18 protein-coding genes and 3 tRNA genes are annotated in these 19,741 nt (G+C 70.6%); 14 read left to right on the top strand and 7 right to left on the bottom strand.

Annotated features, from left to right (window positions below; all coding sequences use genetic code 11):
* Positions 1–34 precede the first annotated feature (34 nt).
* A complete protein-coding gene (locus DFJ64_RS10595; RefSeq protein WP_147304672.1) occupies positions 35–3,454 on the top strand; it encodes an MFS transporter in 3,420 nt (1,139 codons plus the stop codon).
* 234 nt (positions 3,455–3,688) lie between these two features.
* Positions 3,689–5,194: a dihydrolipoyl dehydrogenase family protein gene (locus tag DFJ64_RS10590; protein ID WP_115850308.1), complete on the top strand. Its 1,506-nt coding sequence runs from the start codon at positions 3,689–3,691 to the stop codon at positions 5,192–5,194.
* A gap of 56 nt (positions 5,195–5,250) precedes the next feature.
* On the opposite strand, the gene DFJ64_RS10585 is transcribed toward DFJ64_RS10590, so the two are convergent.
* Positions 5,251–5,823: a flavin reductase family protein gene (locus DFJ64_RS10585; RefSeq protein ID WP_115851987.1), complete on the bottom strand. Its 573-nt coding sequence runs from the start codon at positions 5,821–5,823 to the stop codon at positions 5,251–5,253.
* A 258-nt stretch (positions 5,824–6,081) separates the two neighbouring features.
* Here DFJ64_RS10585 and DFJ64_RS10580 point away from each other — a divergent pair, with 258 nt between their 5' ends.
* Positions 6,082–6,555 carry a GreA/GreB family elongation factor gene (locus DFJ64_RS10580; RefSeq protein ID WP_170152572.1) on the top strand — a complete coding sequence of 158 codons (474 nt, stop codon included), beginning with the start codon at positions 6,082–6,084 and terminating at the stop codon, positions 6,553–6,555.
* Between the two features lie 159 nt (positions 6,556–6,714).
* Here the strand turns inward: DFJ64_RS10580 and DFJ64_RS10575 are convergent, their stop codons facing one another.
* Complete coding sequence (locus DFJ64_RS10575) at positions 6,715–7,065, bottom strand: metallopeptidase family protein (RefSeq protein WP_115850306.1); 351 nt, start codon at positions 7,063–7,065, stop codon at positions 6,715–6,717.
* Between the two features lie 332 nt (positions 7,066–7,397).
* Between DFJ64_RS10575 and DFJ64_RS10570 the strand changes: the two genes are divergently transcribed.
* The 11 genes from DFJ64_RS10570 (at position 7,398) to DFJ64_RS10520 (ending at position 14,020) form a co-directional block, all read left to right on the top strand.
* Entirely contained in the window at positions 7,398–9,008 is a 1,611-nt protein-coding gene (locus tag DFJ64_RS10570) for a metallophosphoesterase family protein (protein WP_147304671.1), read from the top strand.
* A gap of 211 nt (positions 9,009–9,219) precedes the next feature.
* A tRNA-Glu gene (locus tag DFJ64_RS10565) sits at positions 9,220–9,292 on the top strand.
* Positions 9,293–9,328: 36 nt separating this feature from the next.
* Positions 9,329–9,402, top strand: a tRNA-Asp gene (locus DFJ64_RS10560).
* Between the two features lie 41 nt (positions 9,403–9,443).
* Positions 9,444–9,517, top strand: a tRNA-Phe gene (locus DFJ64_RS10555).
* Between the two features lie 389 nt (positions 9,518–9,906).
* A complete protein-coding gene (locus DFJ64_RS10550; protein WP_115850304.1) occupies positions 9,907–10,134 on the top strand; it encodes a hypothetical protein in 228 nt (75 codons plus the stop codon).
* A gap of 27 nt (positions 10,135–10,161) precedes the next feature.
* On the top strand, positions 10,162–10,494 hold the full coding sequence (locus DFJ64_RS10545) for an ArsR/SmtB family transcription factor (RefSeq protein WP_342768120.1): 333 nt from the start codon (positions 10,162–10,164) through the stop codon (positions 10,492–10,494).
* The gene (locus DFJ64_RS10540) at positions 10,494–11,258 is read left to right on the top strand and encodes a cation efflux transmembrane domain-containing protein (RefSeq protein ID WP_211310563.1); all 765 of its coding nucleotides are present in this window, start codon (positions 10,494–10,496) and stop codon (positions 11,256–11,258) included. The genes DFJ64_RS10545 and DFJ64_RS10540 overlap by 1 nt, the downstream gene beginning before the upstream one ends.
* On the top strand, positions 11,258–12,172 hold the full coding sequence (locus tag DFJ64_RS10535; protein WP_115851984.1) for a cation diffusion facilitator family transporter: 915 nt from the start codon (positions 11,258–11,260) through the stop codon (positions 12,170–12,172). The genes DFJ64_RS10540 and DFJ64_RS10535 overlap by 1 nt, the downstream gene beginning before the upstream one ends.
* 196 nt (positions 12,173–12,368) lie before the next feature.
* Positions 12,369–12,608, top strand: coding sequence for a LapA family protein (locus tag DFJ64_RS10530; RefSeq protein ID WP_115850303.1), 240 nt, complete (start codon positions 12,369–12,371; stop codon positions 12,606–12,608).
* Positions 12,609–12,737: 129 nt separating this feature from the next.
* Positions 12,738–13,121, top strand: coding sequence for an SHOCT domain-containing protein (locus tag DFJ64_RS10525; RefSeq protein WP_115850302.1), 384 nt, complete (start codon positions 12,738–12,740; stop codon positions 13,119–13,121).
* A 257-nt stretch (positions 13,122–13,378) separates the two neighbouring features.
* Complete coding sequence (locus DFJ64_RS10520) at positions 13,379–14,020, top strand: potassium channel family protein (RefSeq protein WP_170152571.1); 642 nt, start codon at positions 13,379–13,381, stop codon at positions 14,018–14,020.
* Between the two features lie 66 nt (positions 14,021–14,086).
* Here DFJ64_RS10520 and DFJ64_RS10515 read toward each other — a convergent pair whose 3' ends face one another.
* The 5 genes from DFJ64_RS10515 to DFJ64_RS10495 form a co-directional block, all read right to left on the bottom strand.
* Positions 14,087–15,478, bottom strand: a complete 1,392-nt coding sequence (locus DFJ64_RS10515) for a glycosyltransferase family 39 protein (protein WP_115850300.1) — start codon at positions 15,476–15,478, stop codon at positions 14,087–14,089.
* A 234-nt stretch (positions 15,479–15,712) separates the two neighbouring features.
* Complete coding sequence (locus DFJ64_RS10510; protein WP_115850299.1) at positions 15,713–16,468, bottom strand: SDR family oxidoreductase; 756 nt, start codon at positions 16,466–16,468, stop codon at positions 15,713–15,715.
* A gap of 42 nt (positions 16,469–16,510) precedes the next feature.
* Positions 16,511–17,641: an acyltransferase family protein gene (locus tag DFJ64_RS10505; protein ID WP_211310562.1), complete on the bottom strand. Its 1,131-nt coding sequence runs from the start codon at positions 17,639–17,641 to the stop codon at positions 16,511–16,513.
* Between the two features lie 237 nt (positions 17,642–17,878).
* On the bottom strand, positions 17,879–18,928 hold the full coding sequence (locus tag DFJ64_RS10500; protein ID WP_170152570.1) for an MASE1 domain-containing protein: 1,050 nt from the start codon (positions 18,926–18,928) through the stop codon (positions 17,879–17,881).
* Between the two features lie 138 nt (positions 18,929–19,066).
* Positions 19,067–19,720 (bottom strand): HAD family hydrolase, encoded by a 654-nt coding sequence (locus tag DFJ64_RS10495; protein ID WP_115851982.1) that lies wholly within the window; start codon positions 19,718–19,720, stop codon positions 19,067–19,069.
* Positions 19,721–19,741 lie beyond the last annotated feature (21 nt).

The raw sequence follows: 19,741 nt of genomic DNA, 5'->3' as shown, positions 1-19,741 counted from the left end.
GATCCGGTCAACGGAGTCTTCCGGGGGTGCGACCGTGACCACGAGCGACGGCGACACCAGCAGGATGCCGTCCCCTACCACCACTCCGTCCGGGCTCCCCGGGGAGCCGCCTGACGCGCTGGACGGCACCACCGCCAGGACGACCTGGCGGCCCGGGAACGGTGTCCCGCACGGCGATCGGATCGAGGGACCGGGAAGCGACGACGCGGACGCGACCGATGATCGGACGGTCAGGGACGTCCCAGCTCCGTCGGTCGGGAACGGAACCGGCGACGCCACCGTGCACAGTGCTGGTGTCGTCGCGGGCACGGGCGGCGCAGACGACGCCGAAGCCGACCTCGCCTCGGAGACCGGCTCCCCCGACACTGACGTCGGCTCCTCTAACCTCGCCGCCCGCTCGCCTAACCTCGCCGCCCGCTCGCCGGTCCCCGGCGGGGGGACGGACGAGCCAGACGTCGCCGGGACGGACGAGGGGTCCCTCGCCGCTCCACCACCCGGCCCAGCGGCGCCACAGGGCGTGGATCCCTCGCGCGACCCCGGCGGAGACGGCGAGCCGAGCGACCCCGTCGAACGCACCCGCCCGGGTGACGCCGACGTGACCGCGACGTCCTCGACCGACGTGTCGAGCCACGCCGGCACACCCTCACCCGACCCCGTCGCAGCGCCGGCGCGAGTCCTTCGTCACCACGCGAGCCCTCTGCCCTCGGTGAGCAATGCCCGGGTGCGCATCAGTTTCCTCGCGCTCCTGGTGGCGACGCTCGCCGCGACCATCGACCTCCCGACGGTCATGGCCGCGCTGCCGACGATCGTCGGTGACCTGAACGCCGAGGCCGAGCTGTCCTGGATCGTGACCGCTCCGCTGCTCGGCACGATCCTCGCCATGCCGATCTTCGGCAAGCTCGGCGATCTGGTGGGACGCAAGTGGCCGTTCGTCGCCGCCGCCGCCGTCTTCGCGATCGGCGGCGCTCTCGCGGCCATCTGGGCGGAGAGCGGACCTGACTTCCTCGTCTTCCGCGCGATCCAGGCGGTCGGAGCAGGCGGTCTGATCGCCCTCGCGCCGGCGATCATGGCCGACCTCGTTCCGGTCCGGCGGCGCAGCCGCTTCCTGTCTCTCCTGGGGGCAGCCTGGGTGGTCGGCTTCCCATTGGGTCCGCTGCTGGCCGGTTACCTCCTCGAGCGCCAGGACTGGCGTTGGTGCTTCTACGTCACCTGCGGCATGGCCACGGTCGCTCTCCTGCTCGGCCTCGTCGCGCTGACGCTGCCGAAGCGCCCACGTCGGCGAGGCCTCGACATGCTGGGCACGTTGCTGTTCGCGAGCGCGACCGCCTGCGTCGTCCTGATCACCGTCTGGGGCGGCACCACCCACCCCTGGGACTCCACCGTCATCCTGGGGCTGGCCGGCGGCACGGTCGCGCTGGTGGCCATGTTCCTGATCATCGAGAAGTACGCCGTCGAGCCGCTGGTCCCCCTCACCCTCTTCCGCGGCCGGGGCGTCACGATGGCGGGCCTGCTCGCCCTCATCGGGGGACTCACGGTGGCCGGGACGCTGGCCTTCCTCCCTGTCGTCCTGCAAGTCGTGCGCGCTGTGACGCTGTGGGAGTCAGGCGTGCTCATGGCGCCGTTCGCCGCCGGAGTCGTGGTCGCCGCGCTCATCGTGGGGCCGGTGATCGCGCGCACCGGCCGGTACGCGCTCTGGGGCTCGCTCGGCGTCGTCGTCGCCGCGGCGGGCCTGGGGCTGCTGTCCTTCCTGGGCGCGACCTCGCCGTCCTGGCGGGACAGCACCGCGATGGCGATCTTCGGTGTCGGCGCCGGAGTCGTCGTGCCGGTTCTCCTGCTCACCGCGCAGAGCGCCGCACCGACGCGACACGTGGGCGCCGCTACGGCCGCGATCAGCTACGCCTGGCAGCTCGGCGCCTGCATCGGCACCGCCGCCCTCGGCGCGCTGATCACCTACCGACTGGGCGACCATCCCGTGGCAGTGGAAGGTGGGCTCACCCCACCGGACGGTCTGGCGCGTCCGACCGGTCTCGCGCCGCAGACCCTCGCCTTCCTCCCCCCGCACCTACGGCCCGAGCTCGCCACCGACCTGGTCGAGGCCGTGTCACCGGCTCTCCTCTACGGAGCGCCGGCGCTCGGCTGCGCCGTCGTCTTCTCGGCTCTGCTGCGGGACATGTCGCCGAAGCCGGTGGATCCGAGCTGGAGTGGTGATCCCCTGAAGCTCGAGCCCTTGTCGTCGACCGACGAGGAGTCCGCGTCTGCACCGACGGTCGTCTTCTGGTCGGCTGACCCTGAGTTCCCGGGCGACGCGGACGTTCCCGACCGTCCGCCAAGCCATCGCGTCGCCATCCCCGGAGAGGTGGCCCACGACCCTGGAGAGAAGGTCGGCGGCGCGCATGGCGAGCCGGCGTACCGTGGCACGACCCACGGGGCCGAGACGTATGAGGCCGCCAAGACGTATGAGGCCACTGAGACCGACGGTGCCGAGGCTCCGCCGGCGCAAGTCCCCGACTTCGACGAGACGGAGCTCGACGACAGCGCGCTCGCGGACGCCGAGCCTCCCGCCGACGATCTCGTCGAGCCCGAGATCGACCCCCAGTTCGAGGCGCACCTCGGCGCCTACCCGCCCTACCCCGCGCCGGACGGCGAGGACCTCGAGTCGACCGGTTTCGAAGGCGCCGACGACTTCGACAGTGCCGACGTGCGGATCGACGTCCACGTCCGGCAGACCGACGGTCGACCGATCGCGGGGGTCGTCCTCACCCTGTGCGACCTCGCCGGCAACGAGGTTGCGCGCAGCACCGCCGCCGGTGATGGGCGGTACGAGCTCGCGGCTCCTGAGCCCGGCTCGTACCTGCTCATCGCCAGCACCGAGGACTACCAGCCGCACGCCCAGGTGGTCGACGTGTACGACCGTCTCGCCTACGTCAACATCACCTTGCGTGCCGCGTGCGGTATCCACGGCGACGTCCGGAATGCCGTCGGAGACCCGGTCGCGGGCGCGGTGGTCACGCTCACCAACGCCCACGGCGACGTGGTGACGTCGGCCACGACGGGCGTTCACGGCTCCTACACCCTCAACGACCTCATGCCCGGCAGCTACACCTTGACCATCAACGCGCCCGGATACCGTCCGACGGCCCACATCGTCCACGTCCCGGACGCGACGCGAGTGCGCCACGACGTGGAGCTCGTGGGCGGTGGCCAGCTGCATGGCACGGTCCGCAACATGAAGGGACAACCGCTGGCCGACGCGAAGATCACCTTGCTCGACTCCCGGGGACGGGTGGTCCGAGTCACGGCGTCCGGACCGTCGGGCCACTACCGCTTCGACGACATCGCCGAAGGCTCGTACACGCTGGTCGCGTCGATGTACCCACCGACGGCCAGCGGCGTCTACGTCGTGAGCGGTCGCAACCACCAGCACGACGTGGAACTGTCCTACCCCGACGTCTGACCAGCGGTCCGAAGCTCGGCGGCCACGGGCGGATCGACCCTCCGCTCACGTCGGACCGACGCGCGAGCCGCCGGTAGTGCGCCAAGGCGGCCCGGGAAGGGCATGAGGAGAGCAGGCCCGCCTCGCTGACCACCACGGTGGCCACGCCATGGCCTGCCTACGAGGAACGTCGCGACGACGTGTCAGGTCCGAGGCGGGAGATAGCGACCGGTCTGACGGAAGGGGTGGCTGGCCATGAGCGACTCGGCGTCCGAGGAGCGACCGCACACGAGAGCAGAGGAGCCACCACGCCAGACAGGGGCGGAGCAGACACCGCTGGACCGGACGTACGACGTCGTGGTCATCGGTGGCGGCGCGGTTGGCGAGAACGTGGCCGCCCGGGTCGTTCAGCGCGGGCTTTCCGCCCTGCTCATCGAGCAGGAGCTTCTCGGCGGTGAGTGCAGCTACTGGGCGTGCATGCCCAGCAAGGCGTTGCTTCGGCCCGGCGAGGTGCTCCGAGCGGCCCGAGCCGTACCGGGGGCCGCCCAGGCGGTGACGGGAGACCTCGACGTCCGGGCCGTGTTGGAACGCCGTGACGCGTTCACCTCCAACTGGAACGACAGCTCCCAAGTGCGGTGGGCCGAGCAGACGGGCATCACCGTCGCCCGTGGACGCGGACGGCTCGACGGCCCTCGCCGGGTCGTGGTCCAGCTCTCCGGCGACACCGAGGAACGACCGGTGGAGGCCCGGCACGCCGTCGTTCTGTGCACGGGCTCGCAGCCCTCGATCCCCCCGATTCCCGGACTGCGGGAGCTCCGGCCGTGGACCAGCCGGGAGGCGACGAGCGCCAAGGAGGTACCCAAGCGGCTGGCCATCGTCGGCGGTGGCGTCGTCGGGTGCGAGATGGCCCAGGCGTGGGCGCGGCTGGGTTCGCAGGTGGTCTTGCTCGAGCGCGGTGAGCGGGTCCTGGAGGCGCTGGAGCCGTTCGTCGGCGACCTTCTCGCCGACGCGTTGCGCGCCGACGGTGTCGACGTACGGACGGGAGTCGCGCTGCGGTCGGCGTCCCGCGAGGGCGAGGGTCCGGTCACCCTCGCCACGGACGACGGCGAGATCACCGCCGACACGGTGCTGGTCGCGACCGGCCGGGCGCCGCGGACGGCTGGTCTCGGTCTGGAGACCGTCGGCCTGGAACCCGACGCCAGGTTGGACGTCGACGACAGCTGCCGAGTCACCGCGGTGGAGGGCGGCTGGTTGTACGCGGCGGGCGATGTCAATGGCCGGGCCTTGTTCACCCACCAGGGCAAGTACCAGGCGCGGATGTGTGGGGACGCGATCGCGGCCCGGGCGCGGGGCGAGCACGCCTCGCCGGTCGCGTGGTCACCGTTCGCCGCCACCGCCGACCACCACGCGGTGCCGGCCGTCGTCTTCACCGACCCCCAGGTCGCGACCGTCGGCTACACCGAGGCGCAAGCACGCGACGAGGGGATCAGCGTGCGGGCGGTCGAGCACGACCTCGGCCAGGTCGCGGGCGCAGCGTTACGGGCCGACGGGTACACCGGGCGCGCCAAGCTGGTCGTCGACCAGGAGCGGCTGGTGGTCGTGGGGTTTACGGCGGTCGGACCCGAGGTCGGAGAGCTGCTCCACGCGGCCACCGTCGCCATCGTCGGAGAGGTGCCACTGGACCGCCTCTGGCACGCCGTGCCGGCGTTCCCGACGGTGAGCGAGGTCTGGCTGCGCCTTCTCGAGGCGTACGGCCTGTGACGCCGACAGCGCACCCACGCTCCGATCCTCGCCGGCGCGGCCGATCTGGCCAGGGGTCAGCGCTGCTCGGCCGACGGCAATGGCACGTACCGCCCGCGACGGTGCACCAGAGGGTCGGTCTCGTCCCCGAGGACGACGTGCTCGATCTCGGCCTCGACCGCGAGCGCCCACCCGAAAGGACGCGCCTGGAGGAGCCGACAGCCCGCCCACGTCTGGACCGTCGTCGGCACGGGCCCCCACTCGGTGGCGGTCCACTCGGTCAGTCGGAAAGGCCCACCCGGCGCCGGCTCCACTCCCGCGAAAGCGTCCGCGAGCGCCCGGTGCTCCCACCGCAGGACGGAGATCGCGAACCGTCCGGTGGCCTCCAGGACCTCCCAGAGCTCGGAGTTGTCGTCGACGAGCCCGAGCACGAGGCCCGGCTCCCCATCTGCGACCAGAAGCGAGGAAACCGGAAGTCCGGCCCGCGCGCCCGGGGTGGGATCGGACGCTGTGCCGGCCGTCCACAGCGTCACCGGTGCGGTCAGCCGTCCTCGAAGTCGGCGGATGGGGTTGCGCTGTTCGGGCGGCGGTAGGAACGGGTGGTCGCCGTGAATGGCGCCGCCGGTCGCGTCGGGACGGTCGTGAGACATCGACCCCAGGATGCCTGGCGTGGTCACGGTCGTGGCGGGGACCAGGGCCTGACGACCCGTCCTCAGGCGGCGTTACGCCTCAAAGCATGCGTAGTGTGACCAAATCTTCACGTAGGGCGTCCAAGCAGTGATACTCCTCGGCGAAAAGCGACGCTCCGTGAGAGGATGGTGACCTTCATCAACGACGGTGGACCGGGGTTGGCTACGCGTGTCCTGCGCGACCCGGGACCGTCTGGAGAACGAGGGAGTGTGGTCGCCATGAGTCTCCTCGACCATCAGATCCACCAGCTCTCCGAATCCGCGCGCAAGCGCCTGCAGAACGAGGCGGCCGAGCTCACGCGTCGACGTGCCGAGCTCCTCGCCGAGCAGGGCAGCGAGAAGGGCGGCGATCTGGTCGACCAGGCGTGGTTCGCGACCCAGCAGATGGAGATCGAGAACATCGACCGCCGTCTGGCGAGGATTGAGGAGTTACTGTCAGCGACCACCGTCGTCTCTGATGCGCCAGAGGACACCGTGGCTGTCGGCTCCGTCGTGACCCTCCGCTTCAACGACGGCAGCACCGAGACCTACCAAGTCGGGCTCATCGAGGAGCAGGACGGCGATGTCGTCGCCCTGACGCCTACGAGCCCGTTGGGCCGAACCCTGCTGGGCCACCAGGTCGGCGACAAGGTCACCTACGACGCTCCGGCGGGGAAGATGACGGTCGAGATCGTGGAGGTCCGCGCGGCCTGACCGAGGACGTCTCCGTCGCGTCTGCGGGCTCCCTGGTCAAAGGCGCGGGAGCAACACGACTCGAAGGGCGCGGGGAACACTCCGACGCCCACGTGGGAGCCCTCTCCGGCGGCCTGGTGCCAGAGGTTCGGCGCCAGGCCGCCCGGCGTGTTGGCTCGCTCAGCCGTAGCCGAGCTCGTGCAGACGCTCGTCATCGATTCCGAAGTGGTGGGCGACCTCGTGGACGACGGTCACCCGCACCTCCTCGACGACGTCCTCGTACGTCTCGCAGATCCGCAGCGTGGGGTTCATGAAGATCGTGATGCGATCAGGCAGCACACCGGCGTAGGAGTAGCCGCGCTCGGTGAGGGGCGTTCCGTCGTAGACGCCGAGGAGATCCGGGTCGTCCGGTGGCGGGTCGTCCTCGACCAGCACGACGACGTTGTCCATGAGCTCCGCCAGCTCAGGCGGGATCTGGTCGAGCGCCTCGCTCACCAGCTCCTCGAACCGCTCCCTGCTGATGTCGAGCACGTGCTCATTGTCGTCTCACGGGCGGCGACACCCCCATGCCGGTGCGCCACCGCTCGCGGCGCCATTCCCGGGCGTCGCGTCCCGGGCGTCGGGCACGTCCGAGCGGCGTGCCGCGGCACGCCGCTCGCGGCCTCCGCATGTCCCCGTGACTCCGTGATCGCACTGCGTGGGGTACAACGGAGTGGATGTCCGAGCCTCTCCCCGCGCCCGGCCCGCACGGCTGGCCCCGACGCGCTGTGAGACTCGCACGACAGTGCCTGCGGCTTATGTCGGGGTTTCTCCGGTTCTTGTCGGAGGTTCTCCGGGCCGTCTGGGGTCGCATCCGCCGACCCGTGATCATCCTGGGAGTCGCGGTGCTGGCCTATGGGGGCGCGATGGCCGCCATGGCCTACGTCGGCGCGACATCCCGACCCGTCGGACCCGTCGAGACGACCATGCGGCTCCTGCCGTCCTGGTCCGGGGAGTCGGTCCTGTCCATCCCGCCGCTGGGCACCCTCACCCTCGACACCCACGACAGCCCGATCCAGCTCGAGGTCACCGTCGACCGGATCAACCAGGAGAGCGCGGCCGAGATCGTCCGGGATCCGCGAGTGCTCGAGACCCTCGAGGAGCAGATCGTCACGGACATCCGCGAGGGCGTCCAGGCCACCGCGGTCAAGAGCTTCGTCGTGGGCACCCTCGGCGCGACGCTCACCACCCTCATCGTGGTGCGACGCCGCCGGGCCACCCTCGTCGCCGGCGGCGTCGCGGCGGTCGCCATCGCGGCCGTCTTCGGCGTCGCCGCCCAGACCCTGAACCCTCGCGCGATCGCGGAGCCGAAGTACTCCGGTCTGCTCACCGGCGCGCCGTCCCTCATCGGCAACGCTCAGGACCTCGCGGAGAACTTCGGCGCCTACAGCCAGGAGCTGGTGCGCCTGGTCACCAACGTGACGAAGCTGTACGACGTCACGTCGAACCTGCCGTCGTACGAGCCGAGCGACGACGTGATCCGGCTCCTGCATGTCTCCGACCTGCACCTGGGCGAGCACGCGTGGGACGTGATCAGCTCGGTGACCCGGCAGTACTCCGTCGACCTGATCGTGGACTCCGGCGACATCACCGACCACGGGTCCGAGGCGGAGAACTACTTCCTCCAGCGCATCCCGTCGCTGAAGGTGCCGTACGTGTGGGTTCGCGGCAACCACGACTCGATGGCGACCGAGCAGGCCATGCGCCAGCTGCCGAACGTGGTGGTCCTCGACGGGACGGTCCGGACCGTGAAGGGGATCCGGTTCCTGGGCGCGGGCGACCCCAGGTTCACGCCCGATCGCAGCAACCGGGACGTCAAGCGGGAGACCGAGGCCGTCGCGGCTCAGGCCATCGCGATCGCGAGAGTGGCCGAGAAGGCTGACCCGCCGGTCGACATCATCGTCTACCACTCCAGTGACGGCGCCTCGTTCCTCGACGGCAAGGCGTCGCTCATCCTCACCGGTGACGGCCACAAGCGGTACACCGCCGTGCTGCCCAAGGGCAGCCGGCTCATGCAGCAGGGAACGACTGGCGGCGCCGGCTTGCGCGCTCTGGAGAAGGACGAGCCCGCCCCGATCGAGCTGTCCGTCCTCTACATCAACCGCAAGACCTTGGAGCTGGAGGCGTGGGACGACATCGCACTTGGCGGCCTCGGCCTCACCTCCGCGCGGATCGACCGTCACCTGGTCGAGCCGACCGAGGAGCCGATGACGCCGAGCCCGATCCCGACGCCCACCGGGCCGCTGCCAGACACTCCCTTGCCGACGCCGACGATCACCCGAACGCCCACCCCGACACCGGAACCCACCTCGCCCTCGCCGGGCGCGCCGACCACGCCAGGCGAGGGCAGCCCAGCGCCTGAGGGAACGCCGGAATCGGCGGAGACGGTCGGGCCGGGCCAGCCGGGCGCGCTGCCGGCGCCCGTGGGTCGCTAGGACCCGAGCGACGGCCATCGAACTGAGCTCCGCCAGTTCACCCGCCTGCCGCGCCCTCAGGGTGGGCACGTCATGATTGGGTCAGCCACCGAACGCGCGGCGCGTTCCGGGCGTCCCGGTGAACGGACTCAGGCGGGCCCATTTGGCGCAGGCGACCGCCTACCCGTAGACTTGGGCGGTCCCTGACGGCGGGCGAGCCCGCTGCAGCTTTGCCCTCATCGTCTAGAGGCCTAGGACGCCGCCCTTTCAAGGCGGTAGCACGGGTTCGAATCCCGTTGGGGGCACCGATCGGCACTGCGATAGCATGCGGTCGCGAACGTGGCCCCGTAGCGCAGTTGGTTAGCGCGCCGCCCTGTCACGGCGGAGGTCGCGGGTTCGAGTCCCGTCGGGGTCGCTGCGAGTGGCCGGCGAACGCCGGCCATCATCGCCAATTGGGGGCAGGTAGCTCAGTTGGTATGAGCGTCCGCCTGAAAAGCGGAAGGTCGGCGGTTCGATCCCGCCCCTGCCCACCGGTCCCACTGCCAGCGGTAGGCAGTCCTCGCCCCGTTCGTGGTCCTCATCGCTGACGATCCTGCCGAGACTGTGCGGCAGCACGTGGCGTGTCCGGCGACCTGATGGCAACCCACAAGGGCACCGCACCCGATCACACTGCGACCTGATCCGGTCTGCCGCAGAACGATCACGGCGATGGCGCCGCACCTCCTTACCTCGCACGCTTACCTCGCACGCTTACCTCGCACACTCCTGACACCTGACGGAACGTGCAGCAGGTGCAAGTCACGTCGTAGGCCGGGTCCGTGCCGTTTGTGAAGCGGCAGCGCGAGCTCGCATCCCCCCTGTCCGACTGGTAGTCGCGACCGAGCCCTTGTCTTCGCCGCGGAGGTCGAGTGGAGCAGGTGTGTCGTCGACGGAAGTCGAGTGGAGCAGGCGTGTCGACGGGCGGCGGATCGTCGCTGGGCTCCGCCGCAAGGTCGCGGCGCCGCCGGGTGGTCCTGATGACATCGAGCTCGCTGTCTGCGCCGGCGACGAGGCCGTCCACGCGCCGGACGACGTGATGGTGATCAGCGTTCGCGACGTCTTCACGCCGATCACACCGCGCGAGGAAGCAAAGTTCATTCTTTACTGAATTCATTTTCCGCTGTATAGTGCGCCCGTGCTGACGACCGCGACCCATGCCGAGGCGCTCGCCCGCTTCGGCCACGCCCTGTCCGACCCGACCCGGTCCCGGATCATGCTCGCGCTGCGCGAGGCACCGGCCTACCCGGCAGACCTGGCGGCGACGCTCGGAGTGTCCAGGACGAACCTGTCGAACCACTTGGCCTGCCTTCGCGGCTGCGGACTGGTCGTCGCCATGCCAGAGGGACGGCGGACGCGCTACGAGCTCGCCGACCCGAGACTGGCGCACGCCTTGGACGACCTCGTGAGGCTCGTGCTGGTCACCGACCCCGCGGCCTGCCCGGACGCCGCGACCAGGGGGTGCTGCTGATGGCACCGCTGGAGGCCCTCGCCGCCAAGCTGTCGACCGCGAACCTTCCGGTGGCGACGTCACCCGAGCGACGAGAGCGGCTGGCGCGACGGGTGCGGTGGCTGGTCGCCGCGACCATCTCCTACAACGTGGTCGAGGCGATCGTGGCGATCGCCGCGGGCGCTCGCGCCTCGTCGACCGCCCTCGTGGGCTTCGGCTTGGACTCCCTGATCGAGGTCTCCTCGGCCGCGGCGGTGGCCTGGCAGTTCTCCGCCCGCGACCACGCCGTTCGGGAGGCACGGGAGCGCACGGCGTTGCGCGTCATCGCGGTCTCGTTCTTCGCGCTCGCCACCTACGTGACGGTCGAGTCGACCCGCAGCCTGCTGGGAGGCGGGGAGCCGGAGCACTCCACGGTCGGCCTCGTGCTCGCGGCGCTGTCGCTCCTCGTCATGCCCGGGCTGTCCTACGCGCAGCGTCGCGCGGGGCGGCAGCTCGGCTCGGCGAGCGCCGTCGCCGATTCCAAGCAGACGTTGCTGTGCGCCTACCTCTCGGCGGTGCTGCTCGCCGGCTTGGGGCTCAACAGCCTGTTCGGCTGGTCGTGGGCGGACTCGGCCGCGGCACTCGTCCTCGCCGGGGTCGCGGTCAAGGAAGGCCTCGAGGCCTGGCGAGGTGATTCCTGCTGCGCGGCGCCGATGGCCGTCGACGCCCTCACGGACGAGGCAGCCTGCCGGTGTGAGCCGGGATGCGACTGCTGCGCCGGCACGCACACTCAGCGGGAGGCGTGATGGGACACGAGCACCACCACGGAGCCGCGATCGGCCACGCCAGGACACGGCATCGGTGGCGGCTCGCGGCCGCCCTGGCGTTGGTCGGGGCGTTCTTGGGCGTGGAGCTGGCGGTCGGGCTCCTGTCCGGGTCGCTCGCGCTCCTGTCCGACGCCGGCCACATGGCGGCCGACGCGGTGACCCTGGTGACGGCGCTGGTCGCCACACGCGTCGCGGGCCGGTCGGAGCCGACCGGGCGCCGCACCTACGGCTCGTATCGGGCGGAGGTGTTCGCCTCCGGCTTCGCGGTGCTCGTGATGCTGGGCGTCGCGGTCTCCATCGTGAGCGAGGCCGTCGAACGACTCGACCGCACCGCCGTCGAGATCGCCACAGGGCCGATGATGGTCGTCGGCGGTATCGGGCTCTGCGTGAACATCGCGGCGATGCTGCTCTTGCGGTCGGGCGCGTCGGAGAGCTTGAACGTCAAGGGCGCCTACCTGGAAGTCGTCGCGGACACCGCGGGTTCCGTCGGGGTCGTGGTCGCGGCGGCCCTCGTCGCCGCCACCGGGATGGCGCTGTGGGACACGCTGGTCGCCGTCGCGATCGGCTGTTTCGTCGTGGTCAGAGCGGTCGGGCTCGGCCGGCAGGTCTGGGATGTGCTGGCGCAACACGCCCCCGCCGGGATCGACCCCCGCGCGGTGAGCGCGGATCTCGCCAGCATCGAGGGCGTCCAGGAGGTGCACGACGTGCACCTGTGGACGCTGACCTCGGGAATGCACGTCGCGACGGTGCACCTCGTGACGGACGACCTCGCTCGTGGGCACGCGGTGCTGGACCGCGCTCGGCAGCTGTTGCGGGACCGCCACGGCATCGCCCACGCCACCCTGCAGGTCGAACCCGCCGACCACACGGGCTGCCACGAGCTCGGCTGGTGACGCCCGGCGGCTCCTGTGCGCTCGGCCACGTCAGATCTCGCGGCACTGAGAAACCCTGAAGCCAGGATTGTCCGATGCGCTGGCCACGCGCGTCGCTCGTGCCTGGAAACTCTGTGCTCTCGACCCTTGCCGCGCCGACGACGACGAGCGCACGGTGGAAGCGAAGGCCTGATGCGCTCACCCGGGTGGAGGGCTCATGACCCGCGTTCAGCAGGAGCCAGAACACCGCTCATTCCTGGCCCGTCTGGGCTCTCGCCGTGTTGTGGGTTTCGTCCTGCTCGCGGTGATCAGCTTGATCTTCATTTTCGAGAACTCCGCGCCCACCACCGTACGGTTGCTCATTCCTGAGGTGACGATCCCGTTGTGGGCGGCCCTGTCGATCGCCTGGATCCTGGGGCTCTTGTCCAGCATGTTCACGGTCCGGCGACGCCGCTGAGAAAGGACGATCAAAGCGCGAATCGCACACCGGCCCCCGCCTACGCGGCCCACAACGACCTCGACGACTCGGTCCTCGACAGACCGCAATGCGGTCGAAAACCGGCTCGCCCGACCGTGAGGGGATGACATGGATTACCCATTGCTCAGCGCATTTCTGACCATGACCCTCTTCTTCGTCTGGGTCTTGTGGATCTTCCTGCTGATCCGCACGATCACCGACATCTTCCGGAATCACTATCTGGGGGGATGGGGAAAAGCAGGGTGGCTCCTGTTCGTGCTCGTTCTCCCGTTCCTCGGCGTCCTCACCTACCTGGTGGCGCACGGCCGCTCGATGAGTGAACGAGACCTGGCACAGCTCCAGCGGCAGGAAGAAGCGTTCCAGAGCTACGTGCGCAGCACGGCGCGAGTCCCCAGTCAGGCGGACGAGCTCAGCAAGCTCGCGCAGCTTCGCGAGAGGGGAGACATCTCCGCGGCCGAGTACCAGGAGGCCAAGGCGAAGATCCTGAGCTAGGAAGATCCTGCTAGGAGGAGAGACCAGGGTCATGCCCGCGTTCGGTCTCGACGAAAGGCGCTCTCCGGCGCTCCGCTCGCAAGGTTGGTCAGGCAGCCACCTGGGTACTCCTGGATAGCGCATGCGGGTCGCCGGCAGGGTCAGCCGGATCCGCTGCCCGAGCGAGGGAGGTCATGAGCACTGGAGGCGAGAACGCACCGGTCTCGCCGCGTGGTGGATCCACCGGGGCCCATGGTCGAAACGCTCAACGACAGCGCGTGGTCGCCTTCTCCTGGCTGCTGGGCGGACTGCTGGTCACCTATGCCTTGGTCATCACCACGGGCGAGCGCTTGCTCGGCTCGTTCGCCCGCACCGTCGCGCTCGCCCTCGTCCTCCTCGCCGCGCTCCGGATCCGCCGCCTGAGCCGCGGACGGACGGGCGCCATCGCCGTGGTCAGCGCGGCAGCGGTGGTCGTGGCCGCCCTCGCCACCGCCTTCGCCCGCGGGACCGTCCTGACCGTGCTCACCGCGAGCACCACGCTGGCCTTGGTGACCGTGACGAGCAGCCTGGTCATCCGATACCTCATGGTCCGCCGCGCCCGCGTCGACCTCGCCACGGTGCTCGGCGTCCTGTGCATCTACCTGCTCATCGCCATGCTGTTCTCGTCGCTCCACGAGATCGGCGGTGCGCTCGTGGCGCCGTACCTGGGCGGCACGAGCGCACCGCCCAGCCCGGGCGACTGCCTCTACTACAGCGTGATCACGATCACCACCGTCGGGATCGGCGACATCGGCCCGGTCAGCAACCTCGCCCGCATGGTCACCGTGCTCGAAGCCGTGGTCGGCCAGCTCTACCTCGTCTCGGTCGTGGCGGCGGTCGTCAGCGGCTGGCGCCCGGGCGTCCACCGCGGGGCCGCGTAGTCGCCCCGCGCGGGCGGCGCCCCCGCCGCCGCGCCTGGCAGCGACCGTTCGCGCGATCAGTCCTCGCTACCGTCGCCACAAGGTCAGCCGCAGACCTGGGACCGTGACATCGTCAACCATCCGGAAGACGGTCGCCCCCGGGCCCGGTGTGGGCTCACTCCGGTCCCAGTCCCACTGGACCACCCAGATCCGGTCGACGTGCGCAGGAACGGCTCCGCTCAACCAGGGAAGCTCGCACCCCTCACGCTCGACGTAGTACGGCATGGTCCGCACGGCCGCCAGACTGTGTCGACCGGCGACGCCACCGGTGCAGTCCGCCGCGATGGCGCGGGCGGCGGCACGGTAGTCGGGCCCGTGCCCGTACGGCAGCCGAAGCCGCTGGTGCTCCGGCCAGGCGATGACGGTGGCAGCCACCACAGCGGCAGCCACGACGCCGGCGGCGACCTGCCACGGCGCCCGGACGGCCGTGGCCGCCAGCAGCACGAGCGCGGGGGTGCAGACGACGAGGTAGCGCGCCAGGAACAACGGGGTGACCAAGCCCACGAGCGCCAGCAGCAGCGGCGGCACAGCGAACCAGACGACGAGCCCTGCGGTCCACCGGTCCCGTGTGCGGACCACGGCGACGACGGCGAGCGCTCCGAGGAGCGTGAGGTATTCCCACCCGCCGACGATCTCCGCGAAGGCCAGCCGTACCCGCTCCAGGTCCGGCTTCGGGATCCACGCCACCGTCGAGCGAGCCTGGAACGCGAACCAGCCCACCACGGCGGGAGGCAGGACCCCCACGCCCGCGGCGACCAACCACCGCCCGAACCGCCGATCACCGGATGCCCAGACGAACAGCGGGTGGGCCACGAGCGTCACCAGGCCGACCACGTGGCTCAGCCCGAGCAGCGCGACCGTCCCGCTGTAGACCGCCCACCAGCGGCGTCGGCCGTCGAGATGGTCGAGCACCCAGACGGCGAGGACGGCGAACGCGATCGCGAACGCGTACGGGCGCGCCTCGTGGGCGTAGCGGGTCGCCGCCGGCGAGAGGACGAGCAAGAAGCCAGCGAGCAGGCCGGCCCACTGCCCGGCATGGCGGCGAGCCACGTCGGTGGCCGCCACGACGGCGACCACCATGGCCAGCGCGGACGGCAGCCGGGCCCACCACTCCGCCTCACCGAAGCGCAGCCAGACGTGCATCGCCAGGTAGTACGGTCCGAGGCCGGCGTCGCGCTGCCGAAGGAAGGCGAGCAGCTCCGGCAGTGGCTTGCTCGCGTCCTGCACCGTGGCGACCTCGTCCAGCCAGAACGCTGGACGGCCGATGCGCCAGGTGAAGGCCGCGAGGGCCACCGCGGCGACACCGACCAGCAGCGGCGGCGGGCTGGCCGTGCTGAGGAGCCGCCGCCACCGCGGGGAGCCCGACCGCACCGATCCGAGGTGAGCCTGGCCGACGAGCGATGCCCCGCTGCCCTTCACGGTCGCCGAGCATGACACAACGCCGCGGACGCCTTCGCGGCCAGGAGCCGGTCGGGCCGGTGAGGGCGGGTGTCGCCGGCGAGGATCAGCGTCACGTATCGGGGTGAACCCGGCGTACGTTCCTCACGCGCGGGCGCCTGCCCCAGGCACCCGCCCGCGGGGCTGCGACATGGCGGATGGGACCCGGCGGCCATCCCCCTGGGCGGAGGCCCTCTGACGGAGGGTGGGAGCGGGTCAGCGGCCGCCGCTGACGTCGAGCAGCGCGCCGGTGACGTAGGACGCCTCCGGGGAGCACAGCCAGACGATCGCGTTGGCGACCTCCTCCGGCCGACCGCCCCGCTTCATGGGCACCCGGCCAGCGTTCCGCCGCACCCGGTCCGGGTCGCCACCGCTGGCGTGGATCTCGGTCTCGATGAGGCCCGGGCGGACCGCGTTGACCCGGATCCCCTCCTCCGCGACCTCCCGAGCCAGACCCACCGTCATCGAGTCCACGGCCCCCTTGCTCGCGGCGTAGTCGACGTACTCGCCGGGTCCGCCGAGACGAGCCGCCGTCGAGGACACGTTCACGATGGCGCCACCGGAGCCGCCGTACCGGCTCGACATCCGCCGGACCGCCTCGCGAGCGCACAGAAAGGCGCCGACCACGTTGACCGCGAGCATGCGTTCCAGCCGTTCCGGGGTGATCTCGTCGAGCCGGGTGCCGCTCTTGTAGACGATGCCGGCGTTGTTGACCAGCGCGGTGACCGTGCCCAGGGCGTCGGCCGCGGCGAACAGCGCGGCGATGTCGTCGGGGACCGCCACGTCGCAGCGGACCACGGCCGTCTTGGCACCCCGCTCCTCACAGGCTCGGGCGACGGCCTCGGCCGCGTCCTGGGCGCTGTGGTACCCGATGCAGACGTCCCACCCGCGCTGCGCGAGCAGCAAGGCGGTGGCGGCACCGATACCTCGACTTCCGCCTGTGACGACAGCGACTCCACGGTGACTCGACATGGCCGCGAGCGTAGCGCGCTGGGGACTGGCCCGACCGCCGCGTCACGCCGTCTCGGTGCGCCGGCTCATCCCTGGCGTCGTCGTGCGTCGGCCGGTGACCGGCCACAGGCGCGGCGGACGCCGTGCGGCGAGGTCCTCCACCCAGCCGAATGCCAGCAGGGCGACGACGATGAGCGGGCAGGTGACGACGAGCTTCCACCAGTCCGTGCCCAACGGCAGCGCCTGCTGGAACGCGGGCACCGCCCACATCTGGTCGATGAGCAGGACCGCCCCGATGAGGGCGACCTGGTGCCAGAGGTAGAACGTCACCGCGCGCTGGTTCAGCAGCGACACGAGCGCTTCGACACCGGGGAGTCGAGCGAGCCAGCGCAGATCGCGTGGGCGGAAGCGCAGCAGGAGAAGGACGAAGCCGAACGACCAGAACGCCTGCGCGACGGGGATCCCGCCGAGGTCGTATCCCTGGTCGCCCGGATGGGTGAGCGCGTACACTCCACCCACCAGCAGAGCGCCCGCCACCAGCGCGAGGACACGCGTGTGCGGCAGGCGATCGACCAGTCCGTCGCGGTGGGCGAAGCCCACCAGCCAGCACGCGCCGAAGATGGCGAGCGTCCAGACCACGTTCGACAGGCCCTGCGCGGACAGCGGGAACAGTCCCGCCTGCAACAACCCGACCAGGACCAGGGAACCCGTGACCGTGGGCCAGGGCCAGCGACGGAACAGCAGCAAGAGAACCGGCGAGAGCAGGACGAACCACAGGTACGCGCGCACGTACCACAGGGGCGTGACGACCTGGCTCGCCTCGGCGCTTCCCGGCGGGTCGTTGAGGGGGAACAGCCAGTACACCAACTTGGCCCACCAATCCCCGTGGCTGTCGTCGGCCGCTGGGGACCACCCCTGCAGGAGCATCGCGGGCACGACGAACAGACCGAACGCCCAGAAAGGCGGCAAGAGGCGACGCAGGCGCCCACCCACGACCGAGATCGGCGGGCGCGCGTCCAGAGACCGCGCCATCAGCGAGCCCGCGAGCGCGAACATCACGCCCATGGCGGGAAAGGCGAACGTCAGCCACGCCCACCCGAAGGCGTGGTAGACCAGCACCCGCACCAGCGCGAGGGCGCGGAGCAGGTCGAGGTAGGGGTCCCGCCCGTGGGCGGTTCGCCTCGCGGGAACCACGTCCCCCATGGTGGTGCCCCGGGACATCGCGTCGGTCGGGAACGCCGAGCCGATGACCGAGGGCCACCAGGGACCAGGACGTAGGGACGGCCGCCCCTCCCCCATGCGGGGGAGCTGTGCGCGGACGGGCGCCCGTAGCCAAGGACCCGCCAACGCCGACCTCCACGACGCGGCTGAGCGTTCCTCCGTCAGCGGCGAGGCGCGACGTCGAGGACGACGCGGCGATGCCGCGGCGCGTCACTGTGTGGTGGGGTCACGTCCACGAGGCCCCGGCGTGAGCTCGGGTGGAGACCTCAAGGATTCGGCCGCACGTCGAGGGGGAGTGATCCTCGGGCGGAGCCGACGGTCGAGCTGGTGGATGACGCCGACCAGCTCCGTCGCCGTGCGTTCCACCTCGGCGTGCGCGGCGTCCCGCTGCCTGATCGCCGCCGACAGCACCATCCCCGTCAACGTGAGTGAGGCGATGAAGGCCTGGATCAGCGCCTCCCGCGGGATGTCCGACTCCCCGGCGAAAGCCTCGTGCCCCTGCTCGGCGGCGACGATCACCATCGTCGACGCCACCACCGCGCAGGGCGCCACCATCGGCAACCCGAACCGCAGCCCCGCCCAGATCATGACGGGAAACACGAGGTAGAACGGATGCTGCGCGCTGTTGGTCGCCAGGAGAGCCGCCAGGACCGTGCAGCCCAGCAACGCGACCGCCTCGATCGCCCGGAGCAGCCGAATTCGACGAATCGGGAAAACCTGCCAAAGGACGAGAAAGATGGGGGTGCCGACGAGGACACCCAAAGCGAAGTACGTCCAGACGTCGAACCACCGCGGGAGGTATTCCAGCGGCACTCCGATGCCATAGGTCGTGAGCACCGTGGTATTGAGCGTGACCCCGATCGCCATCCCCAGCCCCGCGCCCAGGCCGATGAGCGCGAGCACGTCCCGGACGCGATCTATCTCGTTCCGGAACCCAGCGCGCCGCATGAGCCAGTACGCGCACAACAGCCCGACGGTGGTGCCCGTGGCGATCAGGAACGAGGGCACGATCGGGCGCTCCAGGGAGACGTTGATCAGCATCGACCCGAACCAGATACCAGGCCACACGCGAGGCCCGAGGTAGAGCAGCGCCGCGAGCGAGAGCCCGGTCGGTGCCCAGAGCAGACGCGTCTCAACGCCGCCGATCTCCTCCTGGAGCGCGAGCAGCCCGAGGGCGTAGTAGCCGCCCGCGAGCAGCGCTATCCACACGAGAGTGCGCGCGGCCCCGGACAGCTTCCGTCTCGGCGGCTTTTCGACCACCGGTCCGATAATACGCGCGCGCTCATTGGTCTCACTCCAAGCGCCGATTCGACGCCCCGTGCGCTATCGAACCAGCGCACAAAAATGAAAACTCAAGCGGAATCGGAAATCAAAACGAGCCCGCTCCGCCCTCGTCGCTCATCGCACCTCCCCGAGCAAGCGGGGCAGTTCACGCATATCCGTGAAGATGACCGTTCCGGGGCCTTCCAGTCGCTCGACCGGGACCACCCCACCGGCGTAGGCGAACACCGCCATCCCGGCGGCCCTAGCCGCCGCGACGCCGTACTCGCTGTCCTCGACCACAGCGCAGTCTGCGGGGTCGACGCCCATGGACGCCGCCGCGTGCAGGAACAGGTCGGGCGCCGGCTTGCCCGCCTTCACCTCGGTCGCGCTGAAGATGCGCCCCTCGAACCGCTCGTACAGGCCCGTCACACCCAGCGTGAGACGCATCTTCTCGTGGCTGCCGCTCGAGGCCACACACGTCGGGGTGGTGATCTTGTCCAGGGCCTCCAGGATGCCGTCCACCGGCTTGAGCTCGGTGGTGATGAGCTCGCGGAAGAGTGCGTTGTATCGGGCCACGACGTCAGGCGGCACGGGTCGGCCGATGTGCCGGGCCAGCTCATCCATCATGTACTGGGTCGTTCGGCCGGTGAAGCGGCGCGCGATCTCCTCCTCCGACAGCGGCCACCCGAGCTCTGCGAACAGCTGGGCGTCGACCCGGAGGGCGATGGGCTCGCTGTCGACCAGGACACCGTCGCAGTCGAAGATGATGAGCTTGTACGTCGCGGACACGGCCGGCACCCTAGGACGTTC

Origin of the sequence: Thermasporomyces composti (assembly GCF_003386795.1) — a bacterium.
GTDB lineage: Bacteria > Actinomycetota > Actinomycetes > Propionibacteriales > Actinopolymorphaceae > Thermasporomyces > Thermasporomyces composti.
The sequence above is the reverse complement of the archived record's forward strand: the minus strand, read 5'-3'. Positions and strand labels throughout refer to the sequence as shown.